21 protein-coding genes are annotated in these 22,625 nt (G+C 70.8%); 13 read left to right on the top strand and 8 right to left on the bottom strand.

The genetic code is table 11. From position 1 onward, the window contains the following. Positions 1 to 52: 52 nt before the first annotated feature. From BCD49_RS30545 to BCD49_RS30530, 4 genes are all read right to left on the bottom strand, one after another. Positions 53 to 886 carry an SDR family oxidoreductase gene (locus BCD49_RS30545; protein ID WP_071042192.1) on the bottom strand — a complete coding sequence of 278 codons (834 nt, stop codon included), beginning with the start codon at positions 884 to 886 and terminating at the stop codon, positions 53 to 55. A 159-nt stretch (positions 887 to 1,045) separates the two neighbouring features. Further along, positions 1,046 to 1,909, bottom strand: a complete 864-nt coding sequence (locus BCD49_RS30540) for a mycofactocin-coupled SDR family oxidoreductase (protein WP_071042191.1) — start codon at positions 1,907 to 1,909, stop codon at positions 1,046 to 1,048. Positions 1,910 to 2,111: 202 nt separating this feature from the next. Next, positions 2,112 to 2,537 (bottom strand): PIN domain-containing protein, encoded by a 426-nt coding sequence (locus tag BCD49_RS46550; protein ID WP_071042190.1) that lies wholly within the window; start codon positions 2,535 to 2,537, stop codon positions 2,112 to 2,114. Next, positions 2,534 to 2,758 carry a hypothetical protein gene (locus BCD49_RS30530; RefSeq protein ID WP_007508454.1) on the bottom strand — a complete coding sequence of 75 codons (225 nt, stop codon included), beginning with the start codon at positions 2,756 to 2,758 and terminating at the stop codon, positions 2,534 to 2,536. Before BCD49_RS30530 ends, BCD49_RS46550 begins: the two co-directional genes overlap by 4 nt. Before the next feature lie 483 nt (positions 2,759 to 3,241). Between BCD49_RS30530 and BCD49_RS30525 the strand changes: the two genes are divergently transcribed. From BCD49_RS30525 to BCD49_RS30490, 8 genes are all read left to right on the top strand, one after another. After that, positions 3,242 to 5,308, top strand: coding sequence for an ABC transporter permease (locus tag BCD49_RS30525; protein ID WP_083401788.1), 2,067 nt, complete (start codon positions 3,242 to 3,244; stop codon positions 5,306 to 5,308). Then, on the top strand, positions 5,305 to 7,176 hold the full coding sequence (locus BCD49_RS30520; RefSeq protein WP_007508458.1) for an ATP-binding cassette domain-containing protein: 1,872 nt from the start codon (positions 5,305 to 5,307) through the stop codon (positions 7,174 to 7,176). The genes BCD49_RS30525 and BCD49_RS30520 overlap by 4 nt, the downstream gene beginning before the upstream one ends. A gap of 65 nt (positions 7,177 to 7,241) precedes the next feature. After that, positions 7,242 to 8,507, top strand: a complete 1,266-nt coding sequence (locus BCD49_RS30515) for an ABC transporter substrate-binding protein (RefSeq protein ID WP_007508460.1) — start codon at positions 7,242 to 7,244, stop codon at positions 8,505 to 8,507. Positions 8,508 to 8,824: 317 nt separating this feature from the next. Beyond that, on the top strand, positions 8,825 to 9,193 hold the full coding sequence (locus BCD49_RS30510) for a hypothetical protein (protein ID WP_007508462.1): 369 nt from the start codon (positions 8,825 to 8,827) through the stop codon (positions 9,191 to 9,193). A 172-nt stretch (positions 9,194 to 9,365) separates the two neighbouring features. Then, positions 9,366 to 10,295, top strand: coding sequence for a TIGR03619 family F420-dependent LLM class oxidoreductase (locus BCD49_RS30505; protein WP_007508464.1), 930 nt, complete (start codon positions 9,366 to 9,368; stop codon positions 10,293 to 10,295). Between the two features lie 5 nt (positions 10,296 to 10,300). Then, a complete protein-coding gene (locus tag BCD49_RS30500; RefSeq protein WP_007508466.1) occupies positions 10,301 to 10,861 on the top strand; it encodes a nuclear transport factor 2 family protein in 561 nt (186 codons plus the stop codon). Between the two features lie 87 nt (positions 10,862 to 10,948). After that, positions 10,949 to 11,746 carry an SDR family NAD(P)-dependent oxidoreductase gene (locus BCD49_RS30495; RefSeq protein WP_007508468.1) on the top strand — a complete coding sequence of 266 codons (798 nt, stop codon included), beginning with the start codon at positions 10,949 to 10,951 and terminating at the stop codon, positions 11,744 to 11,746. Between the two features lie 8 nt (positions 11,747 to 11,754). After that, a complete protein-coding gene (locus BCD49_RS30490; RefSeq protein ID WP_071042189.1) occupies positions 11,755 to 12,528 on the top strand; it encodes an SDR family NAD(P)-dependent oxidoreductase in 774 nt (257 codons plus the stop codon). A gap of 74 nt (positions 12,529 to 12,602) precedes the next feature. Here BCD49_RS30490 and BCD49_RS30485 read toward each other — a convergent pair whose 3' ends face one another. After that, positions 12,603 to 13,124: a MarR family winged helix-turn-helix transcriptional regulator gene (locus BCD49_RS30485; RefSeq protein ID WP_007508472.1), complete on the bottom strand. Its 522-nt coding sequence runs from the start codon at positions 13,122 to 13,124 to the stop codon at positions 12,603 to 12,605. A gap of 904 nt (positions 13,125 to 14,028) precedes the next feature. On the opposite strand from BCD49_RS30485, the gene BCD49_RS30475 reads away from it, so the two are divergent. From BCD49_RS30475 to BCD49_RS30455, 5 genes are all read left to right on the top strand, one after another. Further along, positions 14,029 to 15,312 (top strand): cytochrome P450, encoded by a 1,284-nt coding sequence (locus tag BCD49_RS30475; RefSeq protein WP_007508474.1) that lies wholly within the window; start codon positions 14,029 to 14,031, stop codon positions 15,310 to 15,312. Then, positions 15,297 to 16,058 carry an SDR family oxidoreductase gene (locus BCD49_RS30470; RefSeq protein ID WP_007508476.1) on the top strand — a complete coding sequence of 254 codons (762 nt, stop codon included), beginning with the start codon at positions 15,297 to 15,299 and terminating at the stop codon, positions 16,056 to 16,058. Before BCD49_RS30475 ends, BCD49_RS30470 begins: the two co-directional genes overlap by 16 nt. 103 nt (positions 16,059 to 16,161) lie before the next feature. Beyond that, positions 16,162 to 16,515: a hypothetical protein gene (locus BCD49_RS30465; RefSeq protein WP_071042187.1), complete on the top strand. Its 354-nt coding sequence runs from the start codon at positions 16,162 to 16,164 to the stop codon at positions 16,513 to 16,515. 72 nt (positions 16,516 to 16,587) lie between these two features. Next, complete coding sequence (locus BCD49_RS30460) at positions 16,588 to 17,892, top strand: amidohydrolase family protein (RefSeq protein ID WP_007508481.1); 1,305 nt, start codon at positions 16,588 to 16,590, stop codon at positions 17,890 to 17,892. 47 nt (positions 17,893 to 17,939) lie between these two features. Then, on the top strand, positions 17,940 to 18,875 hold the full coding sequence (locus BCD49_RS30455) for an arabinose dehydrogenase (RefSeq protein ID WP_007508483.1): 936 nt from the start codon (positions 17,940 to 17,942) through the stop codon (positions 18,873 to 18,875). 77 nt (positions 18,876 to 18,952) lie between these two features. Here BCD49_RS30455 and BCD49_RS30450 read toward each other — a convergent pair whose 3' ends face one another. Genes BCD49_RS30450 through BCD49_RS30440 form a run of 3 tightly spaced genes read right to left on the bottom strand, consistent with a single transcriptional unit; the run spans position 18,953 to position 22,421 of the window. Then, positions 18,953 to 19,855 (bottom strand): enoyl-CoA hydratase-related protein, encoded by a 903-nt coding sequence (locus tag BCD49_RS30450; RefSeq protein ID WP_007508485.1) that lies wholly within the window; start codon positions 19,853 to 19,855, stop codon positions 18,953 to 18,955. Next, positions 19,852 to 20,922 (bottom strand): LLM class F420-dependent oxidoreductase, encoded by a 1,071-nt coding sequence (locus BCD49_RS30445; protein ID WP_007508487.1) that lies wholly within the window; start codon positions 20,920 to 20,922, stop codon positions 19,852 to 19,854. Before BCD49_RS30445 ends, BCD49_RS30450 begins: the two co-directional genes overlap by 4 nt. Then, on the bottom strand, positions 20,919 to 22,421 hold the full coding sequence (locus tag BCD49_RS30440; protein ID WP_035930437.1) for an acyl-CoA carboxylase subunit beta: 1,503 nt from the start codon (positions 22,419 to 22,421) through the stop codon (positions 20,919 to 20,921). Before BCD49_RS30440 ends, BCD49_RS30445 begins: the two co-directional genes overlap by 4 nt. Between the last annotated feature and the right edge of the window lie 204 nt (positions 22,422 to 22,625).

Here is a 22,625-nt window from a genome sequence, read left to right as displayed (position 1 = left end):
CGACGAGCTCGGCGCGGTGGGACATCGGTGCGGGGCGGCTGGGCCCCGGCGGTCAGAGCGGCAGCTTCCCGTCCGCGTCGAGAAGTTGACCTTCGGCGGCGCGCTGGCCCAGCTGGCCCAGGGTCGAGGCCTCCAGTGGCGCGCTCGCCGGGTTGAAGGTGACGTCGTCGACGGCGATCTTCGGGTGCGCGAGCGCGAAGGCGGTCAGCTCGGCGACCGCGACGCCCACGTCGTCCACGTGCATGAAGTCGGCGGTGACGACGCCGGTGCCGGCCCACTTGGGCAGCACCTCGCTGAGCACCTCACCGGAGAAGTCGCGGTGGATCTCGGTCGGCATGGTCGCGCCGATGGTCAGCCGCAGGAAGCGGTGCTCGGGGTGCTCGAGGCGCCAGGTGCGGATCGAGTGCTCCAGCGCGGCCTTGCTGGCGCCGTAGGCGCCCATGCCCTGCAGCGGCTGGGCGACGTTGGCCGAGGAGACGTAGAGGAACAGCCCTGGCTCGGTCCTGGCCTTCACCGCGGCGGCCGTGACCAGCGCCGGGCCGACGACGTTGGTGGCGAACGCGCCCCCCCAGGTGTCGGCCGTCAGCCTGGTCATCAGCTGCAGCGGGGAGACGCCGACCGGGAAGAGCACCGCGTCCAGCCCGCCGAGCGCCGCGATCGCGTCCTCGACGACCCGGGCGCAGTCGTCCTCGCGGTGCAGGTCCGCGGGGATCGCGACACCGCCGCCGGCCGTGGCGACGACCTCGTCGAGCTGGGCGGCGCGCCGGCCGGCGACGGCGATCTCGCCACCGCGCGCGGCGACCGCCAGGGCGGTCRACCGGCCGACGCCGGACGAGGCCCCGACGACCAGGATCCGACGACCCTTCAGATCGATCTCGATACCCATGCGGCGCGCTCCCTGAGCTGGCGGACGACGGCGTCAGATCGGATACTATATCCAACCATGATCTTGCACGTCCAGCCAGCCCCGCAATGACGCGGGGCGCTGCCCGGCTCGATTCTCACCGTGCCGGGCAGCGCCCCACGCTGCCGCGCTCGCGCTACGTCAGATGGCGCGCTCGCCCTTGAGCATCGAGCCCGCGTCGAGCCGGATGTTGAGGCCGGTGATGTAGCGGGAGTCCTCGCTGGCCAGGAAGGTGAYCAGSGCCGASACGTCRCCCGKCTCGATGTACGGGATCGGCATCGGCTGCATGAACGGGAAGGCCGCCTCCGCGTCCTCGCGGGTGGGCGTCTTGCCCTCGGCGACGAGGTCCGGGCGGAACGAGCGGTAGATGTCGTCGTTCATCAGCAGGCGGGTGTTGACGTTGGTCGGGTGGACCGCGTTCAGCCGGATGTTGTGCGGGGCCAGCTGCAGCGCGAGCGTCTCGACRTACTGGAASMCSAKCCGCTTSGCGAACGAGTACSCSACGCCGCCGGTCTTGCCCATCGCCTCSGTSGTGTTCTTCATCAGSCCSGCGSWSGARCCGGTGATGATGAYCGAGGCGCCGGCCTGCAGGTGCGGAGCGACGACGGCGACCGTGTTGTGGGCGCCGACGAAGTCGACGTCCATGCCGTCGATGAAGCCCTCGATCAGGGTGTTGTCGGTCATCGGCAGGATGCCGGCGTTCGCGAGGACGATGTCGACCTTGCCGAAGCGGGCGAGGCCCTGGTCGAGCGCGGCCTTCAGCTCCGCCTTGATCCGCACGTCCGCCTTGACCGCGACGATGCCGCGGCCGAGCGCCTCGACCTCCTTGACGGTCTGCGCCAGGTCATCGGCGCTCGCCATCTCGTAGTTGACGGACGGGATGTCCTCACAGATGTCGACCGCGATGATGTCCGCACCCTCGCTGGCGAGCTTGATGGCGTGACTACGCCCCTGCCCCCGCCCGGCGCCGGTGATGAAGGCGACCTTGCCGTCCAACTTGCCCATGTATTTCTTCCTCCTCAATCGCGATCTCGGTCGCGACCGTGGCCTGGGACGCGATCGTGGCGGCTGCGCCTACGACGCCGGTCGTCATCGTAGTTCTCCGTCKGGGAGAGACGCATTCCGTAACGATCCGATGCGGATCGAGGAAAGAGCTGCTAGATGGGGCCAAGCTCCTCATATCAGGGGTACGGACCACCCGCGCCGCTCAAGCGAGGCCTGCGCCGATGAGCGGGGCCCGGGTCACCGACCCACCTGGCCCAGGCGGGTACAGCCGGCRCCGGGTCAACGGGATCGAGGCGGCCGTGCTGCCCCGCCTGGGCACCCCGTCCTGGACACCCCGCGAAGCCCAGCCGCTCGGACCACAGGCGTCCAGCCGCCTCGATCCGCTCTCGTAACCGAAGGGCAAGATCCGTTCAGCGAAGGCGCCTTCAACGGCACGGCGCCGCCTGCCGGTCAGCTCGGCCTTCCGGCGTCCCTCGGGCAGCCGGGCGATTCCGTAACGCGACTCGGCAGTCGTCAGCGCGGTGACGCAGACCTCGCCTTCCGGCTGGTCGTCAATCCATGYCAGCGCGCCGGGGTCAGGGCGCGGGCGCATCATTTCCGAGACGACGCTGGCGTCCAGGACGATCATTTGGGGAGGTCCGCCGCTCTGGGCCGCTCGGTGCGCGGAGGCAGCGGAATCTCGTCGCCGTCGTCCAGATCCGCGAGCATGATCGCGATTCCGGCCCTCAGGTGGTTGTAGGCGCTGCCGTTCCATGACCATCGGAGCGCACAACCGGCGATCACGTCCGCGGGGCGGCTTTGGTGGCCCGGTACTGGATATTCGGCCAGCGGCCGGGCGTGCGTCGTCATATTCGGCCAGCGGCCGGGCGTGCGTCGTCATATTCGGCCAGCGGCCGGGCGTGCGTCGTCCGGGTCGTGGTTGCGGCGGCCGCCACCATTGCCACCGCCGCCGCCCGACGGCGGGCGGGGTCGCCCACGGCGGTCAGGACAGGTTGCCGGGCGGGCGGTCGCGGCGAACCTGTCCACGCTCCGACGATGGACGGTCGGTGGAGGACGGTAAGTCAACCGACGCACACGCCGAGACACTTCCTAGCTTCAATGCGTAACTGGCCCAGACCAAGCTTGACTTTGATGTCGAGGAATGTAACCTTCGTCACACCCCGCCGGCCGACACAGGCAGCAGGCGGCACGCCACTGACCCGGTAACCGGTCCGTCAAAGGAGCAATGTCGGTGAGAAGGCGTATGACCTGGACCCGTCCAGAATTCTCTGACAGTACTGTCGCGTTCTTACGTTAACGGTCGGCCGATAGGGCTGAYGCGGAGGAAGCAGCGTGCTTCAGTACATCCTGGCCGGCTTGGCGCTCGGCTCCATCTATGCAATCGCGTCCGCGGCGCTGGTAGTCACCTACGTCTCGGCTGGCGTCTTCAACTTCGCCTTCGGCTCAATGGCCTACGTCGTCGCCCGGTTCTACTACTGGCTCAACTCCGAGCATGGAATGTCGACCGTCTCGGCCGGCTTGCTGGCAATCCTCGTTCTGGCGCCGTTGCTGGGTGTCGTGCTCTACGGAGTGCTGTTCCGGTTCATCCGAAACTCCTCGATGCTCGTCAAGATCGTCGCAACGATCGGCCTGTCGGTGGCGCTCCCCGCGATCAGCGACCTGATTTTCGGCAACCAGGCGATCACGTCCGCGCCTGGCCTGGCGGCGCTGAACGACAAGCCTTTCCACGTCCTCGGGACGGTGGTCACCACCGACCAGGTGATCACCTACGGGTTCCTCGTCTTCGTCGTCGTGGCAGGCACGGCGGTGCTCCGGCTGACCGACGTGGGCCTGAAGGTGCGGGCGATGGTCGACTCCGAGGCGATGTCCTCGCTGTCKGGCACCCACCCCGGTCGGGTCTCGCTCGGAGTGTGGGCGGTCAGCTCCACGCTCGCCGGGCTCGCCGGCGTCCTGGTCGCTCCCACGAACGGCCTGTCCCCCATCGGGATGACGGCGCTGATGTCGGCGGYGATCGCCGCGGTGGTGGCCGCGCGGCTGCGCTCACTGCCCGGCGCGGTCGCCGCGGCGCTGGCGATGGGCGTCATCACCGACGTGATCCAGAAGTACCTGCCCACGAACAGCTCGCTGACCGCGGCCATCGTGCCCAGCGTCCCGTTCGCGTTCATGGTGGTCTTCCTGATCTTCTACATCGTGCGTTCGGGGTCGGTCGACGAGCACGCCGGTGCCGGCGGGCCGCTCGACCAGGCGATCCGGCCCGCGGCGGCGGACTCGGCGGTCACCCCGGCGGCCACCTACACCGCCCCCTGGGAGAGATGGGTCGGGCTGGTCCCGCTGGTCGTCGTGGCCTTCGTGCCACTGATCTTCAAGGGCTCGCCCTACTGGCTGGGACTGACCGCGCTCGGGCTGTGCTACGGCATCACCTACCTCACCTTCACCGTCGCCACCGGCGAAGGCGGGATGCTGTGGCTCTCACAGATCGTCTTCGCCGGTGCCGGTGCGATCGGCGCCGCCCAGTTCGCCACGAACGCCCACCTGCCCGTGCTGCTGGCGATCGTCGTGGCCGGGCTCGTCGCGGCCGTCGCCGGCGCGGTCCTCGGGCTGCTCACCATCCGGCTCGGTGACCTCTACGTAGGCCTCGCCACCCTGACGTTCGGGCTGCTGGTGGAGACGCTGGTCTTCACCCGCGACCGCTTCCTGCAGGGTGGGCTCGGGGTCATCATCGAACGTCCCGGCTGGGCCGTCGACGACCTGAAGTTCGCCTACCTGGCGCTGGCCGTGTTCGTGGTCCTAGCGGCGCTGACCCTGAACCTGCGCCGCTCCACGAGCGGGCTCGCGCTGCGCGGGGTCCGCGACAGCGCGCCGGCGGCGCGGACGCTGGGCCTGAGCGTCGTGCAGGTGAAGGTCATCGTCGGCGCGCTGGCCGCGTTCGTCGCCGCCGTGGGCGGCGCCTTCGTCGCGATGTACCAGATGACGGCCCAGCCGACCTCCTGGGCGACGTACGCCGGCCTGGTGTGGCTCGCCGTGGTGGTGACCCTCGGGGTTCGTTCCATCTCGGCCGCTCTGCTGGCCGGGCTGTCGTTCACCCTGCTCCAGGGGGTGCTCCAGACCTACGCGCCGGCCAGGCTGACCTCGCTCCTGCCCATCCTGTTCGGCCTCGGCGCGATCGGGGTCGCGCGCAATCCCGAAGGCGCCGTCCCTCAGGCCGGCCGACAGCTGCGCCGGCTGCTGACCAGGGCGCTGGCCCGGACCGCGCGGCCGGCGCCGCCCGCCCGGACCGCCCTGGCCGGGATGGACGCGGGAGCCGGCACACCGCCGCTGGCCACGGCCGAAGCATCCGTAGCCCACGTCGGCGGCCCGGTTCGAGAAGCGGCCGCCGCGACGACGAAGGCGGAACCATGACCGGCGGCCCGGCGGCGACGGACGGCACGACTATCCAGACCGATGACGACCAGCCGGCGGGTGCCGAGCCGGTGGCCGCGCAGGCAGCGCCCACACACGGGGCGGCAACGCAGGCGGCGGCCACCCAGGCTGCGGCCACGCGGCCGGCGGAGGGCGCGGCGTCCACGCACCCGGGCGGCGCGGCGTCCACGCGCCCGGGCCCGGCCGGGACACCACGGCTCGCCTGCGTCGGCGTCACGATGCGGTTCGGCGGTCTCGTCGCCGTCGACGACGTCGACCTCTCCGTCCCGGCCGGGCAGATCGTCGGGCTGGTCGGGCCGAACGGTGCCGGCAAGAGCACCCTGTTCGCGGTGGTGTCCGGGCTGCTGCGCCCTACGCGCGGGAAGGTGCTGCTCGACGGTGTGGACATCACCGGCACCAGCGCGCAGGCGCGGGCGACCCGGGGGCTGGCCCGCACCTTCCAGCACCCGGAGCTCTTCACCAGTCTCACCGTTCGTGATCACCTCGTGCTCGCCCACCGGGTCCGCAACACCAAGCAACGGGTCTGGTCCGACCTGTTCACCGCCGGCAGCCTGCTCCGGCCGCGGGCGGCCGAGACCGACGCCGTCGACGGCCTGCTGGAGCTGCTCGGCCTCGGCGACGTCGCCCACCGCCCGGCCATGGGGCTGCCGCTGGGAACCGCCCGGCTGGTGGAGCTGGGCCGCGCGATGGCGACCTCCCCGACCGTGCTCCTCCTGGATGAACCCTCCTCCGGGCTGGACTCGGCGGAGACCGAGCAGCTCGAACGGGTGCTGCGGCGGGCGACCCACGAGCGCGGCATCTCCGCCCTGCTGGTGGAGCACGACGTCGAGCTGGTGATGCGCCTGTCCAGCGCGATCTACGTCCTCGACTTCGGGAAGCTGATCGCCAGTGGCACGCCCGAACAGGTCCGGGCGAACCCCGCGGTGCAGGCCGCCTACCTTGGCGAGGAGCTGACGGCCGCGACCGACCCGGCAGCCGCCGCCGAGGCCGTGGAGGCCGTGGAGGCCGCCGATTCGGCCGGCCAGACCGCCGCCATCCTGGCCGACGAGGCAGGACCGGCCGCCGTCACGGCCCGCCCCGAGGTCGGGGACGGCGACAGCGCCCAGGACGCCGCCGCGGCGGGCGGGGCGTTGCTGACCGTCGACGGCCTGGCCGTGCACTACGGCGAGGCGCGCGCGCTAGGCGACGTCTCCTTCACCTTGGGGGCCGGCACGGCGCTGGCGGTGCTGGGCGCGAACGGCGCGGGGAAAAGCAGCCTCGCCCGCGCCATCTCGGGGCTGGTGCCTCCCTCCGCCGGACGGGTGGTCTTCGACGGCGAGGACATCAGCACCTGGCGGCCGCACCGCATCCGCCGGGCCGACCTGGTCCACCTCCCCGAAGGGCGCGGGGTCTTCCGCGGCCTCACGGTCATCGACAACCTGCGGATGGCCGCCGGGGCCGCCGGTGGGCGGCGAGCCCGGCGCGAGGCGGTGAACCTGGCGCTGGAGATCTTCCCGATCTTCGCCGCCCGGCGTCGCCAGGTCGCGGGGCTGCTCTCCGGCGGGGAGCAGCAGATGCTCTCCCTCGCCAGGGCGCTGGCCACCGCGCCAAAGATGGTGATCGCCGACGAGATGTCCCTGGGACTCGCGCCGAAGATGGTCGACCAGGTCTTCGACGGGCTGGCCCGGGCCCGCCAGGCCGGCGTCACCGTGATCATGATCGAACAGTACGTCCACCGCGCCCTGGACTTCGCCGACGAGTGCCTGGTCCTGCAACGCGGCGTGGTGGCCTGGCAGGGCCCCAGCGCCGACGCCCGCGGCGAGGTCCTGCGCCATTACCTGGGCGACGCCACGACCGCCGACGCCTGAGCCGAACGACGGCCCTGTCCCGCATCCACAGCCGCGACCCACCACCGATGGCACGGGGAGAGAAAATGATCCGCGGGAGAAAACGAATTCTCGGCGTCGCGGCGGCCGGTGCCGTCGCCCTGCTCGTCACGGCCGCCGGCTGCGGTGGCTCGTCCGGGTCGGGCGGCGGCGGAGGCGGAAACGCCAGCGGCCCAGCCGGCAACAAGACGATTACGGTGGGGATATTAACCGACATCACCGGGCCGGCCGCCTCCGGTAACAAGACCAGCGTCGACGGCGTCAAGGCCGGCGTGGTGTACGCGGCGCGCAACGGCTACAACATCAAGTATGTCGTGGGCGACACGCTGACGACGCCGGACGGCGCGCTCTCGGCCGCGCAGAAGATGGTCACCCAGGACCACGTGCTGGTCGTCATCGCGCACTCGGCCCTGGCCTTCACGGCCGCGAACTACCTCACCGCCCACAAGGTCCCAGTGGTCGGGATGGCCGAGGACGGCCCCGAGTGGATCACGGCGAAGAACATGTTCTCCGTCGTCGGGCCACTGCAGCAGACCAAGGTCGCGACGACCATCGGCAAGTTCCTCAAGATGCAGGGCGTCACCAACCTCGCGTCGATCGGCTACTCGGTCTCGCCGCTGTCCTCGGAGGCCGCGCTCTCGGCCGGCGAGTCGGCCAAGGCCGCGGGCGTCAAGGTCGGCTACCTCAACGCCAAGTTCCCGTTCGGCAGCACCGACGTCGGCCCGACCGTGCTGGCCATGAAGCAGGCCGGGGTCGACGCGTTCACCGCCTCCGTCGACCCGAACACCACCTTCGCCCTGATCACCGGGCTGCGCCAGCAGGGCGTCAACCTCAAGGTCGCGCTGTCGCCCACCGGCTACGGCGGTGACCTGGAGCAGGCCGGCCCCGGCGCGCTGAGCGCCGCGCAGAACGTCTACTTCCAGATCGGCTACGAGCCGATCGAGCTGCAGACGGCCGCCACCAAGCAGTTCCAGAGCGACCTCAAGGCCGCCGGCGTCACCGCCGCGCCCTCCTACGCCACGTACAACGGGTACGCCGCCATCGGCCTGCTCGTCCGCGGGCTCAAGGGCGCCGGCGCCAACCCGACCCAGGCGTCGGTCATCACCTCGCTGTCGGGCATTCACGACTGGGACGGCCTGGGTCTCTTCGGCGGCCGCAAGGTCGACATCAACGACCGCGAGAACGTCGTGGGCGGGGCGGGCAACTGCACCTGGATCATGAAGCTCGAGGGCGACAAGTTCACGCCCGTCAAGGGCGCCACCCCGATCTGCGGCGACGTGATCCCGGGCGTCACCGTGGCGCCGCAGTCCTGATCCACGGACAGACCGGGTAACCGGAACCGGAAGTCGGGCTCGGCCGCAACCAGGCGGCCGGGCCCGATCGGTTTCGCCGGCGTTCGGCCGCGTTCAGCGGCGGCGGTGTGATGGGGACGGCTGGGCCCGCGGCCGGCATTGTCGGTGATATGCACCGTCAAAAAGGTAGTCGCGAGCGCTCGACAAGCGCTATACAAAAGAACATCGGGCGGACGGCGGCTGACCGCCGGAATGTCGGCGAACATATTCACGAGAAAGGCGGCGGCGTTCCTTGCCCCGACCGCGGAATTGTCTACCCTGCACGAGTGGGCAATCACGTGGCGAGATGGGCCGGTAACGAGGACGGCGCCCGTGCCGGGCGCCTCGTCGAGGTGGTCGCGTTGCCGCTCGCGCTGCCACCGGTGTCAGCCGTGCGGGCCGTGCGCCCGGCGGGACCGGAACGGGTGTTCGCCGGGGCGGTCGACACCTGGCTGCGGGCGGGTGGCTGGCGGCTCGGCAACCGGGGCGCGGGCTCGGTTGCCCTGCGCGGCGGCGGCGAGGGCGAGCCGGGCTGGCTGAAGGACGCCTGGGAGAACGAGGTGCGCGCGCGGAACTGGCCACCCGGCGCGGTGCGGACCCTGCTGGTCATCAGCTACGACGAGACGCGGCTCTACTGGTGGGCGGCGGACGGGGCCGCCACGCACTGAGCCAGCCGGCCAACCTGTCCCRCCCTGTCCCGCCACGGGACGCGACGCCGACGAGGCGATGACGAGCGCACCGCACCCGACTCGGCGTATGTTTTTTGTAGACAATATACATGATCTTGACCTGATCATGACGGCCGCGCAACCATGACGGCGAGAAACGAAGGAGGCCCGGGTGACGACGACCTCGCGTCCTCGGCTGGCGATCGGCCTGCCCGTCGGGGAGTCGATGTTCCGGACCGACGAACAATACAAGATCATTGACTTGTGTCGCGCCGCCGACGAGGCCGGCGTCGACACCGTCGTGCAGAGCGACCATGTGATCATGGGCGAGCGAACCGACCGGTACCCGTTCGGGACGTTCAACTTCCCGCACGGCTCACCCTGGTTGGAACCGCTCACGCTGCTGTCGGTCGTCGCCGGAGCGACGTCCCGGGTGCGGCTGTCGACCGGGATCCTGATCGCGGGGCTGCGCCGCGCGCCGCTGCTCGCCAAGACCTGCGCGACGTTGGACGCGCTGTCCCGGGGCCGCCTGGAGATCGGCGTCGGCACCGGCTGGCAGCCCGAGGAGTACGAGACCCTCGACCTCGACTTCGACAACAGGGCCCAGATCCTCGACGACACGATCGCCGCCTGCCGGGCGCTGTGGGCTCCCGGCGGCGCCACCGCGGTGGACCTGCCGACGATCGGCTTCGAGAAGATCTGGTGCGACCCGAAGCCCTTCCAGCCGAACGGGCCGGCGGTCCTGTTCAGCGGCCCGCTGACCAGGCGCAACCTGCGCCGGATCACCGAGCTGGGCGATGGCTGGATTCCGATCATGGGCGAGTCGCACGAGGGCGTGGCGGCCGGGGTCGAGAAGATCCGCGCGGCCTGGGCCGCCGCCGGCCGCGGCGACGCCGTCCCGCGGGTGCGCCACACCCTGCCGCTGGTCCGCGGCGAGGGCCGCGCGGTCGACCTCGACCGGACACTCGCCGGAGCGGCGGCGATGGCGGAGATCGGCGTCACCGAGGTCTCGGTGCCGGCCGCGGCGTTCGTCCGCGACGGCGCCGAGGTGGCCGCCTGGATCGGCGACCTCGGCCGGCGCTGGGAGAAGCTGTGGAGCTGAAGGCGATGGAACTGAACGCGGCGGAGCTGAACGCGGCGGAACGGGCGCGGAACGCGGCGCAACGGACGCGCCCGGCCGGGCTGCTCGCCGCCGGCCGGTCGGCCGGTGAGCCGGCGGACCGGCTCGCCCTGCGCGACCTGGTCGACAGCTACGCCGCGGCGGTCGACGCCAGGGACGAGGAGCTGTTCGTCGCGCTGTTCGCCGACGACGCGGTGCTCCAGGTGTGTTACGCGAACCTGGACGAGCCCGCGACCACGGTCACCGGCGCGGCCGCGATGGCCGTGATCCCGCGGGCGTTGCGCGCGCGCTACCCGGAGACGATCCACCTCGTCGGCAACCACCGTTGTCAGGTGGACGGGGACAGCGCGGTCGGCGAGACCTACTGCGAGGCGCATCACCTGCATCTCGGCGCGGACGGCGAGCCCGCCGATCTGCGGATGGTGATCCGCTACGCGGACGCCTACACCCGGGGCGGCGACGGCGTCTGGCGCTTCGCTCGGCGGACGGTGAACGCGCGGTGGCAACAGGTCGGGCCGGTCACCGCCAGCGCCCTGCACCGCCCCTGACCAGCGCGGGCCCGTTCCCGAAGCCAGCCCGTGCCGCCGGCGCCCAGGTCCTACCGGTCGCCCTACGATCTCGAGGAGGAACGCGCGATGGCGCAGGGTCGGCTCGACGGGCTGCGTGCCCTGGTCGTGGGCGGCGGCAGCGGGATCGGCTACGCGAGCGCGCGGCTGTTGGGCCGCGACGGCGCGCTGGTGACCATTGCCGGGCGCACCCAGGACAAGCTCGACGCCGCGGCGGCGCGGCTGAGGGAGGAGGAAGGCCTCGCCGTGCGCACGGCGCGGTGCGACACGCTCGTCCCCGCGGACGTCGAGCATGCCGTCGAGATCGCGGGCGACGGCGAGCGCCTCGACATCGGGGTGACCGTTCCCGGCGGTGGCTCGTTCCAGCCGGTGCTGACCTACGAGCCCGACCAGTTCAGCCAGGAGGTCGACCTGAACGTCCGGCCGGTCTTCCTGCTCATCAGGTACGGCGCGGCGGCGATGACCGGCGGCGGCTCGATCGTGGCGATCTCGTCGACCGCCGCCGTGTTCTCCACCCGCTTCCTGGCGAGCTACGCCGCGGGCAAGGCGGCCGTCGACCACCTGGTCCGGGTGGCCGCCGACGAGCTCGGCGAGCGCGGCATCCGGGTCAACGCCGTGCGCCCCGGCCTGACCAGGACCGGCAGCACCACCGGCATGCTTGGCAACGAAGCGGTACGCGCCGCCTTCCTGGCCGCCCAGCCGATCGACCGGCACGGCGAGGCCGACGACACCGCCGCCGCGGTCCGCTTCCTCGCCGGTCCCGAGTCGAGCTGGGTCACCGGCCAGCAGATCAGCGTCGACGGCGGCCATACCCTGCGCAGCTTCCCCGACGTGCTGTCCCTGCTCACTCCAATCCCCAAGGGCTGACCTACGACATGGACGTTGAAAAGTTACGGACCCTGTTCGACCTGACCGGCCGGGTCGCCATCGTCACCGGCGGCACCCGCGGCATCGGCCGCGCGATCGCGGAGGGCTTCGTCGCCGCCGGCGCGGCCGTCGTCGTCGCCAGCCGCAAGGCCGACGCCTGCGCCGAGACCGAGGCACACCTGAAGGCGATGGGTGGACAGGCCCTCGGCGTCCCCACGCACGTCGGCGACCTGGCCGCCCTGCGCACACTGGTCGAGCAGGCCGCCGCGACCTTCGGCCGCATCGACATCGTCGTCAACGACGCCGCCACCGGCCTCGCCCAGCCGCTCGGCGCGATGACCCCCGGGGCCTGGGGCAAGTCGTTCGACGTCAACCTGCGTGGGCCGGTGTTCCTCGTCCAGGAGGCGCTGCCGCACCTGGCCGCGAGCCMGGCCGCCTCGGTCGTCAACGTCGTCTCGGCCGGCGCCTTCCTGCACTCCCCCGCGGTGTCGATGTACGCCGCCGCCAAGGCGGCGCTCGTCGCGTTCACCCGCTCGATGGCCGCCGAGTACGCGCCGCACGGCATCCGGGTGAACGCGCTCTCTCCCGGCGCGGTCGACACCGACATGGTGCGCGCCACCACCCCCGACTCCCAGGACCGGATGGCCAAGGCCAGCCATCAGGCCCGGCTCGCCCACCCCGACGAGATGGTGGGCCCGGCCCTCCTGCTGGCCGCCGACGCCGGCAGCTTCCTCACCGGCCAGGTGCTGCACGTGGACGGCGGCCTTGTCGTCGCCCGCTGAGCCTCGTCGTCGCCCCGCTGATCAGCGGGCCTGATCGGTGAGCTCTTGATAGTGGGCCTGATCGGTCGGCCTGCTCAATGGGCCGCGTGGAGCTCCGAACGGTCCTGGCGCGGCCAGGGGCGACCCTGGCCACGCTCCATCGCGAGGTTGAAGCGGGCGAGCAGCTGGGCGAGAGTCGCCAGGTCCGCCGGGTCCCAGTCGCCGACCATCTTGGCGATGCCGCCCACCGCCCAGGCACGGTCGGCGTGCAGCCTGGCGAGGCCATGGTCGGTGACGCGCAGCTTGCGGGCCAGGCCGCCTTCCGGGTCCGGGATGCGCTCGACCAGACCGGTGCGCAGCATCGCCGCCGTCTGCCGGTTGATCGTCGAGGTGTCCAGCCCGAAGGCCTCGGAGAGCTGACCGATGGACATCGGACCCTCTGCCTCGATCCGGCTGAGCAACAGGTAGGCGCTACGTTCCAGCCGCTGCTGGGCCTTGGCCGCCTCCGCCCGGGCGGTGGCGGTCATGACCATGTACCGGCTGATCAACATCAGCTCGCGCTCGATGTCGGCGACTTCGGCCAGGCCGTCCGCGTCCGCCGTCGTCTCGGGCTCCATCGCGGCCCCTCCCCTCGCGTGCGCGCCGAAATCCAGCCTACTCGCCATGTGCGCGATACACATTATATGCGCGATACACAAACCAGGCGTTGGACTCGTTGCGATGACTGGGGACCCGTGCCGCACCGGGCGAGCGGGCGCGATGCCATCCCTCTGCCGGTGGCCGCGCCGCTCCCCGCCGACGTGGCCARCACGATCTCGCTGCTCACGCCCGGCCGCGGCGCGGCCGTGCTCGTCCACGCCGACCTCGCCCGGATGACCGGCCACCACGATTTCTCGACCTCCTTCGGACCCTGCGACGACAGCACGCTCACGCTCTCTGGTTGTCCCAGCCTCCGGCTCTACCCGACCCGACCGAGTCAACTGATTTTCGAATCGCTTCCGCCAGGCGCGACAGAGCGCTCCGAAGATCCGATCGCCTCGGGGCCGGCCCGCGGCAACCCGGACAGCACGACAAGGCGCTCCGGGCCTCCCGGTGGAAGAAGCCCGGCATGGGTCCGGTGGGACCATCTTCGGCAATATCACCGGCTCACGGGCTGACCAGAGACCGACCAACGGTCCCGAACAGACCGGTCCGGCCTCGGCGCACCAGCGGTGTGGTGGGGCGGGCGCAGGCGCCATCGGTCCGTGCCAGGTCAGTCAGACCGGCCGGTCGCGCCTCGTCCCGCGGTGGCGCAAGAGCAAACGTAGACAGCTGACTGGGTCAACTATATTGTTCCCTTCCGGGTCCGAGGTGGCACAGATCATGCTGCGGGGTAGCTCGGCCCGCAGGGCATGACGCCGGCTCGCTCCCGGCAGCAGAAGCAATGTCGACGTCGGCACAGGCCGCTGGGCGTCGTCGGTAACCCCAGCCGTGCCGGTGGAGGTTTCCGTGACAACGGCCTGGCGAGGCAAGGAGCGGAGAATGGCGCAGGAGCCAGGTCACAGCGGCGCGGCTGCCGGCGACGCCCAGGGGGCGGGCGGCCCCTACCGCGGCGTCGCGCAGCTGATGACCATCGACGTGGCGCGCGACCCGCGGCCGGTCTTCAGCGCGTTGAGGGACAGCGGGCGAGTCCAGCGAATGGACGGCCTGTCAGGTCCCGCGGTCGTCGCCACGGGCCGAGCCGCCATCGACGAGATCTTCAAGTACCCGGACGTCTACTCCTCGGCGGCGCACGCCGGAACGCTCGGCAACGTGCGCCCGCTCATCCCGATCGAGTACGACCCGCCGGAGCACCGCAAATACCGCAAGCTCATCAACCCGGTCTTCTCGCCGGCGGCGGTCGAGCGGTGGAAGGAACCGGTGACCCGGCTGGTCCACGAGCTCATCGACGGCTTCATCGACGCCGACGAGATCGACTTCGCGAGGCAGTTCTCGACCCCACTGCCCTCCCAGATCTTCCTCACCCTGCTGGGCCTGCCGCTCGAGGACCTGCCCACGTTCCTGCGCCTCAAGGACGGCATCGTCCGTCCCTCCGTGCTCCTCGGCCTGCCGCCGAACCACCCGGACGTCAAGGCCCACCAGCGCGCGACGGCGCAGGAGATCTACGCCTACTACGACAAGGTGCTCGACGAGCGCGAGAGCGGGCGCAGGGACGACCTGCTCAGCCATCTGCTGGACGTCGAGGTCGACGGCGAGAGACTGACCCGCGACGAGTTGCTCGACATCTGCTTCCTGTTCCTGACCGCGGGCCTGGACACCGTCTCCGCCTCGCTGGAGACGTTCATGGCCTACCTCGCCGAACACCCCGAGCGCCGCGCCGAGGTCGTCGCCAGCCCGGACAACATCGACAACGTGATCGAGGAACTGCTGCGCTACGAGTCGCCGGTCATGCTGGTCTCGCGGTTCGCGACCACGGACACCGAGCTCGCGGGCTGCCCGGTCCACGAGGGCGAACAGGTCTACGTCTTCATCGGCGCCGCGAACCTCGATGAGGAGGAGCTCCCCGACGCGGGGGAGGTCCGATTCGACCGGGCGGTCAACCGCCACATCGCGTTCGGCGGCGGGGTACACCGCTGCCTCGGCTCGCACCTGGCCCGTCTCGAGCTGCGCATCATCCTGCGCGAGTGGCACGCGCGGATTCCGCATTACCAGATCAAGCCAGGGACCAGGCTGGACCTCAGCCCCGGCGTCCGGTCCCTGAACTCGTTCCCGATGCTGCTGGGTGCGGAAACCTCGCGAGGAGGAAATCCATGTCCGGCGAATTAGTGCTGGATGGAAAGGTCGCGATCGTCACCGGCGCGGGTGGTGGGATCGGCGGGGCCTACGCGAGGGGTTTGGCGGAGGCCGGCGCCGCGGTCGTTCTTGCCGACATCGATATGGAGCACGCCGAGGCGGCCGCGAAGGAGCTCGCCAACGCCGGCCACCGMGCGCTCGCCGTGCGTACCGACGTCTCCGACGAGGCGAGCGCGAACGCCATGGCAGCTGCCGCGATGGACGCTTTCGGCTCGGTCGACATCCTCGTGAACAATGCCGCACTCATGGCCGAGATCGTCGGCCAGGGCACGCTCACCACCATGTCGCTCGACATGTGGAACCGCACCGTCGCGGTGAATCTCACCGGCCCGCTGCTGTGTGCCCGCGCGGTCGTGCCCCACATGAAGAATCGCGGATACGGGAAGATCGTCAACCAGTCGTCCGGCGGCGCCTTCATGGCGGCGAACGCCTACGGCATCACCAAGCTCGGCGTCGTCAGCATGACGCTCTCGCTCGCCCGTGAGCTTGCGCCGTTCGGCATCCGGGTAAACGCGATCGCGCCGGGCTATGTGAACACCGAGGCAGGCGCGGTCGCGGCGCCGCCGGCGCTGCGGGCGATGGTCGAGAAGTCCATTCCTTTCCCGTTCGGCGACCCCGAGGACCTGGTACCAGGACTGCTCTACCTGGTCGGCCCCGGCAGTGACTGGGTCACCGGCCACACCCTGAACATCGATGGCGGCTGGATCCCGCGCACCTGACGCGGCCACCGGCTGGACATCCTGATCGGTGTCGGGCGGCCGTCGGCGACAACCGGCAGGCACCCGACAAACGGGCCTACAGACGCCGAGAAACGAGGGGAACATGGCGAACGAAGACCTCCCGCGCTGGATCCTGCACATCGAGTCAAGCCCGGTCAGCCGCGACGCGGAAACCCTGGCCGAGTTCAACCGCTGGTACGACGAAGTGYACATCCCGGAGATGGTGGCCTTCGAGGGATACCTTTCAGGCCGTCGACTCGAGCCGGTCGGCGACGACGGCCCGTATATCGCGCAGTACGTGATCGAGGGCGACCCGGAAGATGTCCTCGGCCGGGTGAAGGCCGCGTCCGCCGCCGGCGAGCTGAAGATGTCCGAGACGCTGCAGATGAACCCGACCCCCAAGATGCGGCTCATGCGAGTTTCCCTCGAGTACACCAAGCCGGACAGGCGGCGCTGAGCGTGTCAGCGCTCCGACGAGCGGCAGATTTTCACACGGTTGGCGTACTGCGGCCGGGAACGGAGGACCTTCATGCAACGTGATGACATGATCCTGATCAGTGTCGACGACCATGTGATCGAGCCGCCCGACATGTTCGTGGGCCGGCTCCCGAAACGGTACGCCGACGACGCGCCCCGGCTTGTGCACCGCGAAGACGGCACCGACGTATGGACGTTCCGGGACACCGTCATCCCGAACTCCGCGCTGAACGCGATCGCCGGCCGCCCCAAGGAGGAGTACGGTCTGGAACCGCAGGGCCTAGACGAGATCCGCCCGGGCTGCTACGACATCCACGAGCGGATCAAGGACATGAACGCCGGCGGGCTGCTCGCCCAGATGAACTTCCCCTCATTCCCCGGCTTCGCCGGCCGGCTGTTCGTCACCGACGACGTCGACTTCTCCCTCGCCCTCGTTCGCGCCTACAACGACTGGCACGTCGAGGACTGGTGCGCCACCTATCCCGGCCGGTTCATCCCGATGACGATCCCCGCCATCTGGGACGCCGAACTGTGCGCCGCCGAGGTACACCGCAACGCGGCCCGCGGCGTCCACTCCCTCACATTCAGCGAAAACCCCGCCGTCATGGGCATGCCCAGCTTCCACGACGAATTCTGGAACCCCCTGTGGGCCGCACTCGTCGACACGAACACGGTCCTGTCGATCCACATCGGCTCCTCCGGACGGATCGCCGTCCCCGCCGCCGACTCGCCACCCGATGTCATGATCACCCTGCAGCCGATGAACATCGTCTCCGCCGCTGCCGACCTGCTCTGGTCCCGCGTCCTCAAGGACTACCCAGACCTCAAGATCGCCCTGTCCGAAGGCGGCACCGGCTGGGTCCCCTACTTCCTCGAACGCGCCGACAAGACCTTCGACGTCCACGCGACCTGGACCATGCAGGACTTCGGCGGCAAGAAGCCCTCCGACGTCTTCCGGGACCACTTCCTGACCTGCTTCATCACCGACTCCCTCGGCCTCGGCCTACGCCACGAGATCGGGATCGACAACATCACCTGGGAGTGCGACTACCCCCACAGCGACTCCGCCTGGCCGACCGCCCCCGAAGGCCTGTGGGCCGACTTCCAGAAATGGAACGTCCCCGACGACGACATCAACAAGATCACCTACCAGAACGCAATGCGCTGGTACTCCTTCGACCCCTTCACCCACATCAAGAAGGAAGACGCCACCGTCGGCGCGCTGCGCGCGGCAGCCGAAGGCCACGACATCAGCATCCGATCCCGCAGCCACCAGATCATCCAACCCCAGGAAAAACTCGAACAGTTCCGCATCCGCGCCCGTGCCGCCGTCGCCGGCACGACGACCAACCGCTAGTGGGCTTCCCGTCGAACTGAACCCGCCGAAAGAGGAGATGGGGCCCTGTGAAGGGATGGCAACTCGTCGAGTTCGGTACGCCACTGCGGCTGGTCGAGAAGGAGGATCCCGAACCCGGCCCGGGGGAGGTCGTCCTCGACGTCAAGGGATCAGGTCTGTGCCACTCCGACGTCATGGAGATCAACAGCCGCGGCGCCGACTGGCTGCTCGGGACGATCATGGGCCACGAGCTGGCCGGCGTCGTCTCCGCGGTGGGGCCCGACGTCACCGATTGGAAGATCGGCGACCGGGCCGCCGTCTGCCCGTCGAACACCATGCGCTGCCCAGGCTTCCACTATGACGGGGGGTTCGCCACGAAGCACCTGTCGCCAGCGGACGACCTGGTCACGGTCCCGCGCGAGGTCGACTGGGCCCTCGGTGCCATGATGACCGACGCCGGTATGACCTCGTACCACGCACTCGTGCGCCGTGGCGGAGCGACCGCTGGCATGAAGGTCGGCCTGATCGGCCTCGGTGGCCTCGGCCAGATCGCCGCCCGGGTCGCCGTTCTGAAGGGCATCGACGTGCACGTCGCGGAGCCGAAGAAGGACGTCTGGCCGCTCGCCGAGCGCCTCGGCGTCACGCACCTCGTCGCCGACGTCGCCGAGTGGGAGAACCAGAACTTCGATCTCATCGTCGACTACGCCGGCTTCGGCACGACGACGGCCGGCGCGCTACGCGCGGTCGGCTTCGACGGAACCGTGGTCCAGGTCGGCCTCGGCGTCAGCGAAGCGATGATCCCGCTCGCAGACATGGTCGGCCGCAAGTCCAAGCTGCTCGCCTCCCGCGGCGGCACCAAGGAGGACATCGCCGAGCTCTACACGTTCGTCGCCGCCGGAGACCTCGACCCCACCGTCACCAAGATTACTTTCGACGACATCCCCCGGGGCCTCGCTGACCTGGCTGCCAACAAGGTCACCGGCCGCCTCGTCGCCCTCATCTGAGCACACGCCGATCCGGGCGCCCCCCGAGAAAGGGGCTTCGGACAATGCCGGCCGGCGACCACGCGGCCGAGGCCTCGTCAGTCTCCGTCTGGCTTCTCTTCCGCTTTCTCGGAAACCTCGGAGACTTCGGGTCCCACCGGGTCGGTGGTTCGGGCGGAACCGCCGGAACCGCCGGAACCGCCGGGGCCGCCGGTCACGGCGGCTTTCACGGCGGCCAGGGCGTCACGGCGGAAACGGGTGGCGGCCTCGGTGTGGGCGGCCAGGGCGGTGAGCTCGGTGCCGGCGCGGATGGCGGCGCGGGCGCCCCAGACGTCAAAGGCACGGTGGACGGAGCGCTTGTTGATCTGGGTCAGCTCGCTGGGGATGCCGGCGACGCGCGCCGCGATCGCGAGCACCTCTTCCTCCAGTCGGTCGGCCGGGTAGGCGCGGTTGGCGAAGCCGATGCGGGCGGCCTCGACCCCGTCGACGGCGTCGCCGGTGAGCATCAGCTCCATCGCGCGGCGCAGGCCGAGCAGCACCGTGTGGTACTGCCAGTCCGGCGGGCTCGCCACCCGGACCACCGGATAGCTGATGCGCGCGTCCTCGGCCACGTAGACCAGGTCGCAGGCGGAGGCGAGCTCGGTCGCGCCGGCGATCGCGTAGCCGTGGATCTGGGCGATCACCGGCTTTGCCAGGTCCCAGAGGCTGAACCAGGTCTCGCCCGCCTGCCGGGCCCACTGGCCGTCGCCCGGCGCCGAGTAGAACGGCGGGTCGGCCATCAGCGGGGACGCAAGGTCGTAGCCGGCGGAGAAACACGGCCCCGCGCCGCGGACGATGCTGACCCGCACGTCCGGGTCGTTGTCGTGCGCCCGCAGCGCGTCGAGCAGCTCGGTGCGCAACGGGGTCGAGATGGCGTTGCGTTTCTCCGGCCTGTTCAGCGTGATCCGGCGGACGCCGTCGGCCGGGGCGTCGACCAGCAGAAACTCGTAGTCGGCGGTCACCKGGCTTTCTCCGCCGCGTCGCCCACCAGGTCGCTGCTCACCAGGTCTCTCGTGCCGGCGAGGTCGGCCATCAGCTCCAACGCCTCCGGTTGGTGTGCGTCGATGATGACGCCGGTGATGCCGGGCACGGCGTAGTCGGCCGCCCAGCGCGCCCGGATCCGGGCCGGCGAGCCGAGCAGGGCGGTCTGTTCCAGGTATTCGTCCGGAACGGTCCCCAGCGCCTCCTCCTTGCGCCCTGCGCGCCAGAGCTCACCGATCCGGTCGGCAGCCTCGGGGAAACCCCGGCGGGCCATCGCGTCACGGTGGTAGTTGTGCGTCGTGCTGCCCATCCCGCCGACATACATCGCGGTCAGCGGGCGCATCGCGTCGAGCGCACCGCGCACGTCGTCGGTGATCCGCACGGACGCGCCGGTGAACACCTCGAACCCGCCGCCCGCGACCCGTTCCTGAACGGCTCCGGGCACACCGTCCGGGCCGAGGCCCATCGGCAGCCAGCCGTCGCACAGCTCGGCGGCGAGCGCGGTGTTGCGCGGGCCGCCGGCGCCAAGCCAGATCGGGATCGGTGCCACCGGATGCATGATCGATTTGAGTGGCTTGCCCTGCCCGAGCGCGCCCGGGCCGGCATAGGGCAGCCGGATCTCCTCACCGTCGTGACGGAGCGGCTCGTCGCGGGCCAGCACCTTGCGCACGATCGTCACGTAGTCGCGCAGCCGGGCGGTTGGCCGTCCCCACGGCTGGCCATACCAGCCCTCGACGATCTGCGGCCCGGAAAGCCCGATCCCGAGGACCAGCCGGTTGCCGCCGGCGAGGGCGTCGATCGTCATCGCCTGCATGGCGAGGGTGGCCGGCGGGCGGGCGGCGAGCTGAACGACGGCGGTCCCGAGCCGGATCCGCTCGGTGTGGGCGGCGAGGAAGGCCAACGGCGTGAGTGCGTCGCTTCCGTACGCTTCGGCGGTCCAGACGGAGTGGTAGCCGAGGCGTTCCGCGTGCCGGACCTCGTCGACGGGCACCGTGAGCCGGGCGGCCCGGTAGAGACTGAGGCGCAGGCCGAGCCTGAGCACGGTCACGGCAGGATCCCTCCCGGCTGGGGTGCGCGGTTCGCGGCCGCCCACTCCCGGCCCTCGCTCAGCGCGAGGCCGGCGAGCAGCGCGTTGCGCAGCTCGCGCGGGTCGATGACGTCGTCGTACGCCAGCCGGGCGCCCCCGGTAATGGATGCCCTGGCCTGTTCGGCCGCGACCCGGGCCCGCTCCTCGGGATCCTCGATCTTGCTTGCCGTCGAGCCGGCGGGCAGTGCGCCCAGCGTGATGGACGGGAAGGCGAGCGTCAGCGTCTGGCCGTCGAACGGGTTCATCGCCATCACCGACGAGCCGAAGCCGAACGCCTTGCGCAACGTCACGTGCAGCTTCGGCACCGTCAGACGGTGCTGCACGGCGTACATCCGGGCCGCGTGGCGCAGGATTCCGGCACGCTCGGCCGCGCTGCCGGCGAGAACCCCGGGATTGTCAGCGAGGAAGACGCAGGGCAGGCCGAAGACGCCGGCCACCTGGAGGAAATGCGCCACCTTGTCGGCCGCGTCGCTGTCGATCGCGCCGGCGAGCACGCTCGGGTCGTTCGCGACGATCGCGACGGCGTGGCCGCCGAGACGGGCGAGCGTCGTGACGACGGATGAGCCGAAATCCGGCTGCACCTCCAGCAGCTCGCCGTCGTCGACGATCGCTTCGAGCACCGGCCGGATCCGGTACGGACGGCGTGGATCGGGCGGGATCAGCTCAAGCAGCTCGTCGACGCAGCGCGGTCCGGTGTCAGAACCGTCCGGGCGGCGCGGCGGCGGCTCGGCGACGTTCAGTGGGAAGTAGGACAGGTAGCGGCGGGCCAGCGCGATCGCGGCGCGGTCATCCGCGACGACGTTGTGGACGACGCCGCTGGTAGCGGCGGCGACGTCGGGACCGCCGAGGTCCTCCTTGGTGATCACCTCGCCGGTGGCCGAGCGGACGAGCGGCGGACCGGCGGAGAAGATCGACGCGGTCGCGGTCATGACGACGAAGTCGCACAGCGGCGCGGTGAGCGCGCCGTGGCCGGCCGAGGCGCCCAGCACCAGGCACACCATCGGCACCAGGCCGGAGAGCTCGACCAGCCCACCCAGGTCGCCGGGCCGACGGCCGGTCGCGCCCTCGGTCACCCGGTGGCCGGCGCCCTCCAGCATCATCACCAGCGGCACCTGCTCCTGACGGGCAAGCTGGGCCAGCCGGTAACGCTTGTCGGCCGCGCCGGTGCCGATCGAGCCACCGAGCACGGTGACGTCCTCGGCACCGGCCAGGGCGGGACGCCCGTCGATCCGCCCGGCGCCGGCCACGAACGCGTCGGCGGGGACCGGCGGGTCCATGGTTGCGCCGACCAGGGCGCCGATCTCGTAGAACGTGCCCGGGTCGAACAGCGCGGCGAGCCGTTGCCGGGCGTTCAGCCGGCCACGCTGGGCCTGCCGGACGAGCCGGGCCTCGCCGCCCATCCCGAACGCCACGGCCTTACGGCGCTCGATCTCGGCGAGCGCCGGACCCCAGCCGTACAGGCCAGGGGCCGGGCCGGAGGCTGGGTGGAGGGCTGGGTCGGGGGCAGGACCAGGCGCCAGGTTGGGCGCCGGGCCGGGGGCTGGCTCGGACGTCGAGTCGGGCGCTTCGTCGGGTGCGCGCACCGGACCACAGTAGGAACCAGGTTTCTCTCCCGCAAGGGGCAGCTCGGGCCTGCCGGACCGTAACGGCTTCTTCCCAGGCCA

This window comes from Pseudofrankia sp. EUN1h, assembly GCF_001854645.1.
GTDB classification, from domain to species: domain Bacteria; phylum Actinomycetota; class Actinomycetes; order Frankiales; family Frankiaceae; genus Pseudofrankia; species Pseudofrankia saprophytica.
This window is presented reverse-complemented; position numbering and strand designations above follow the sequence as displayed.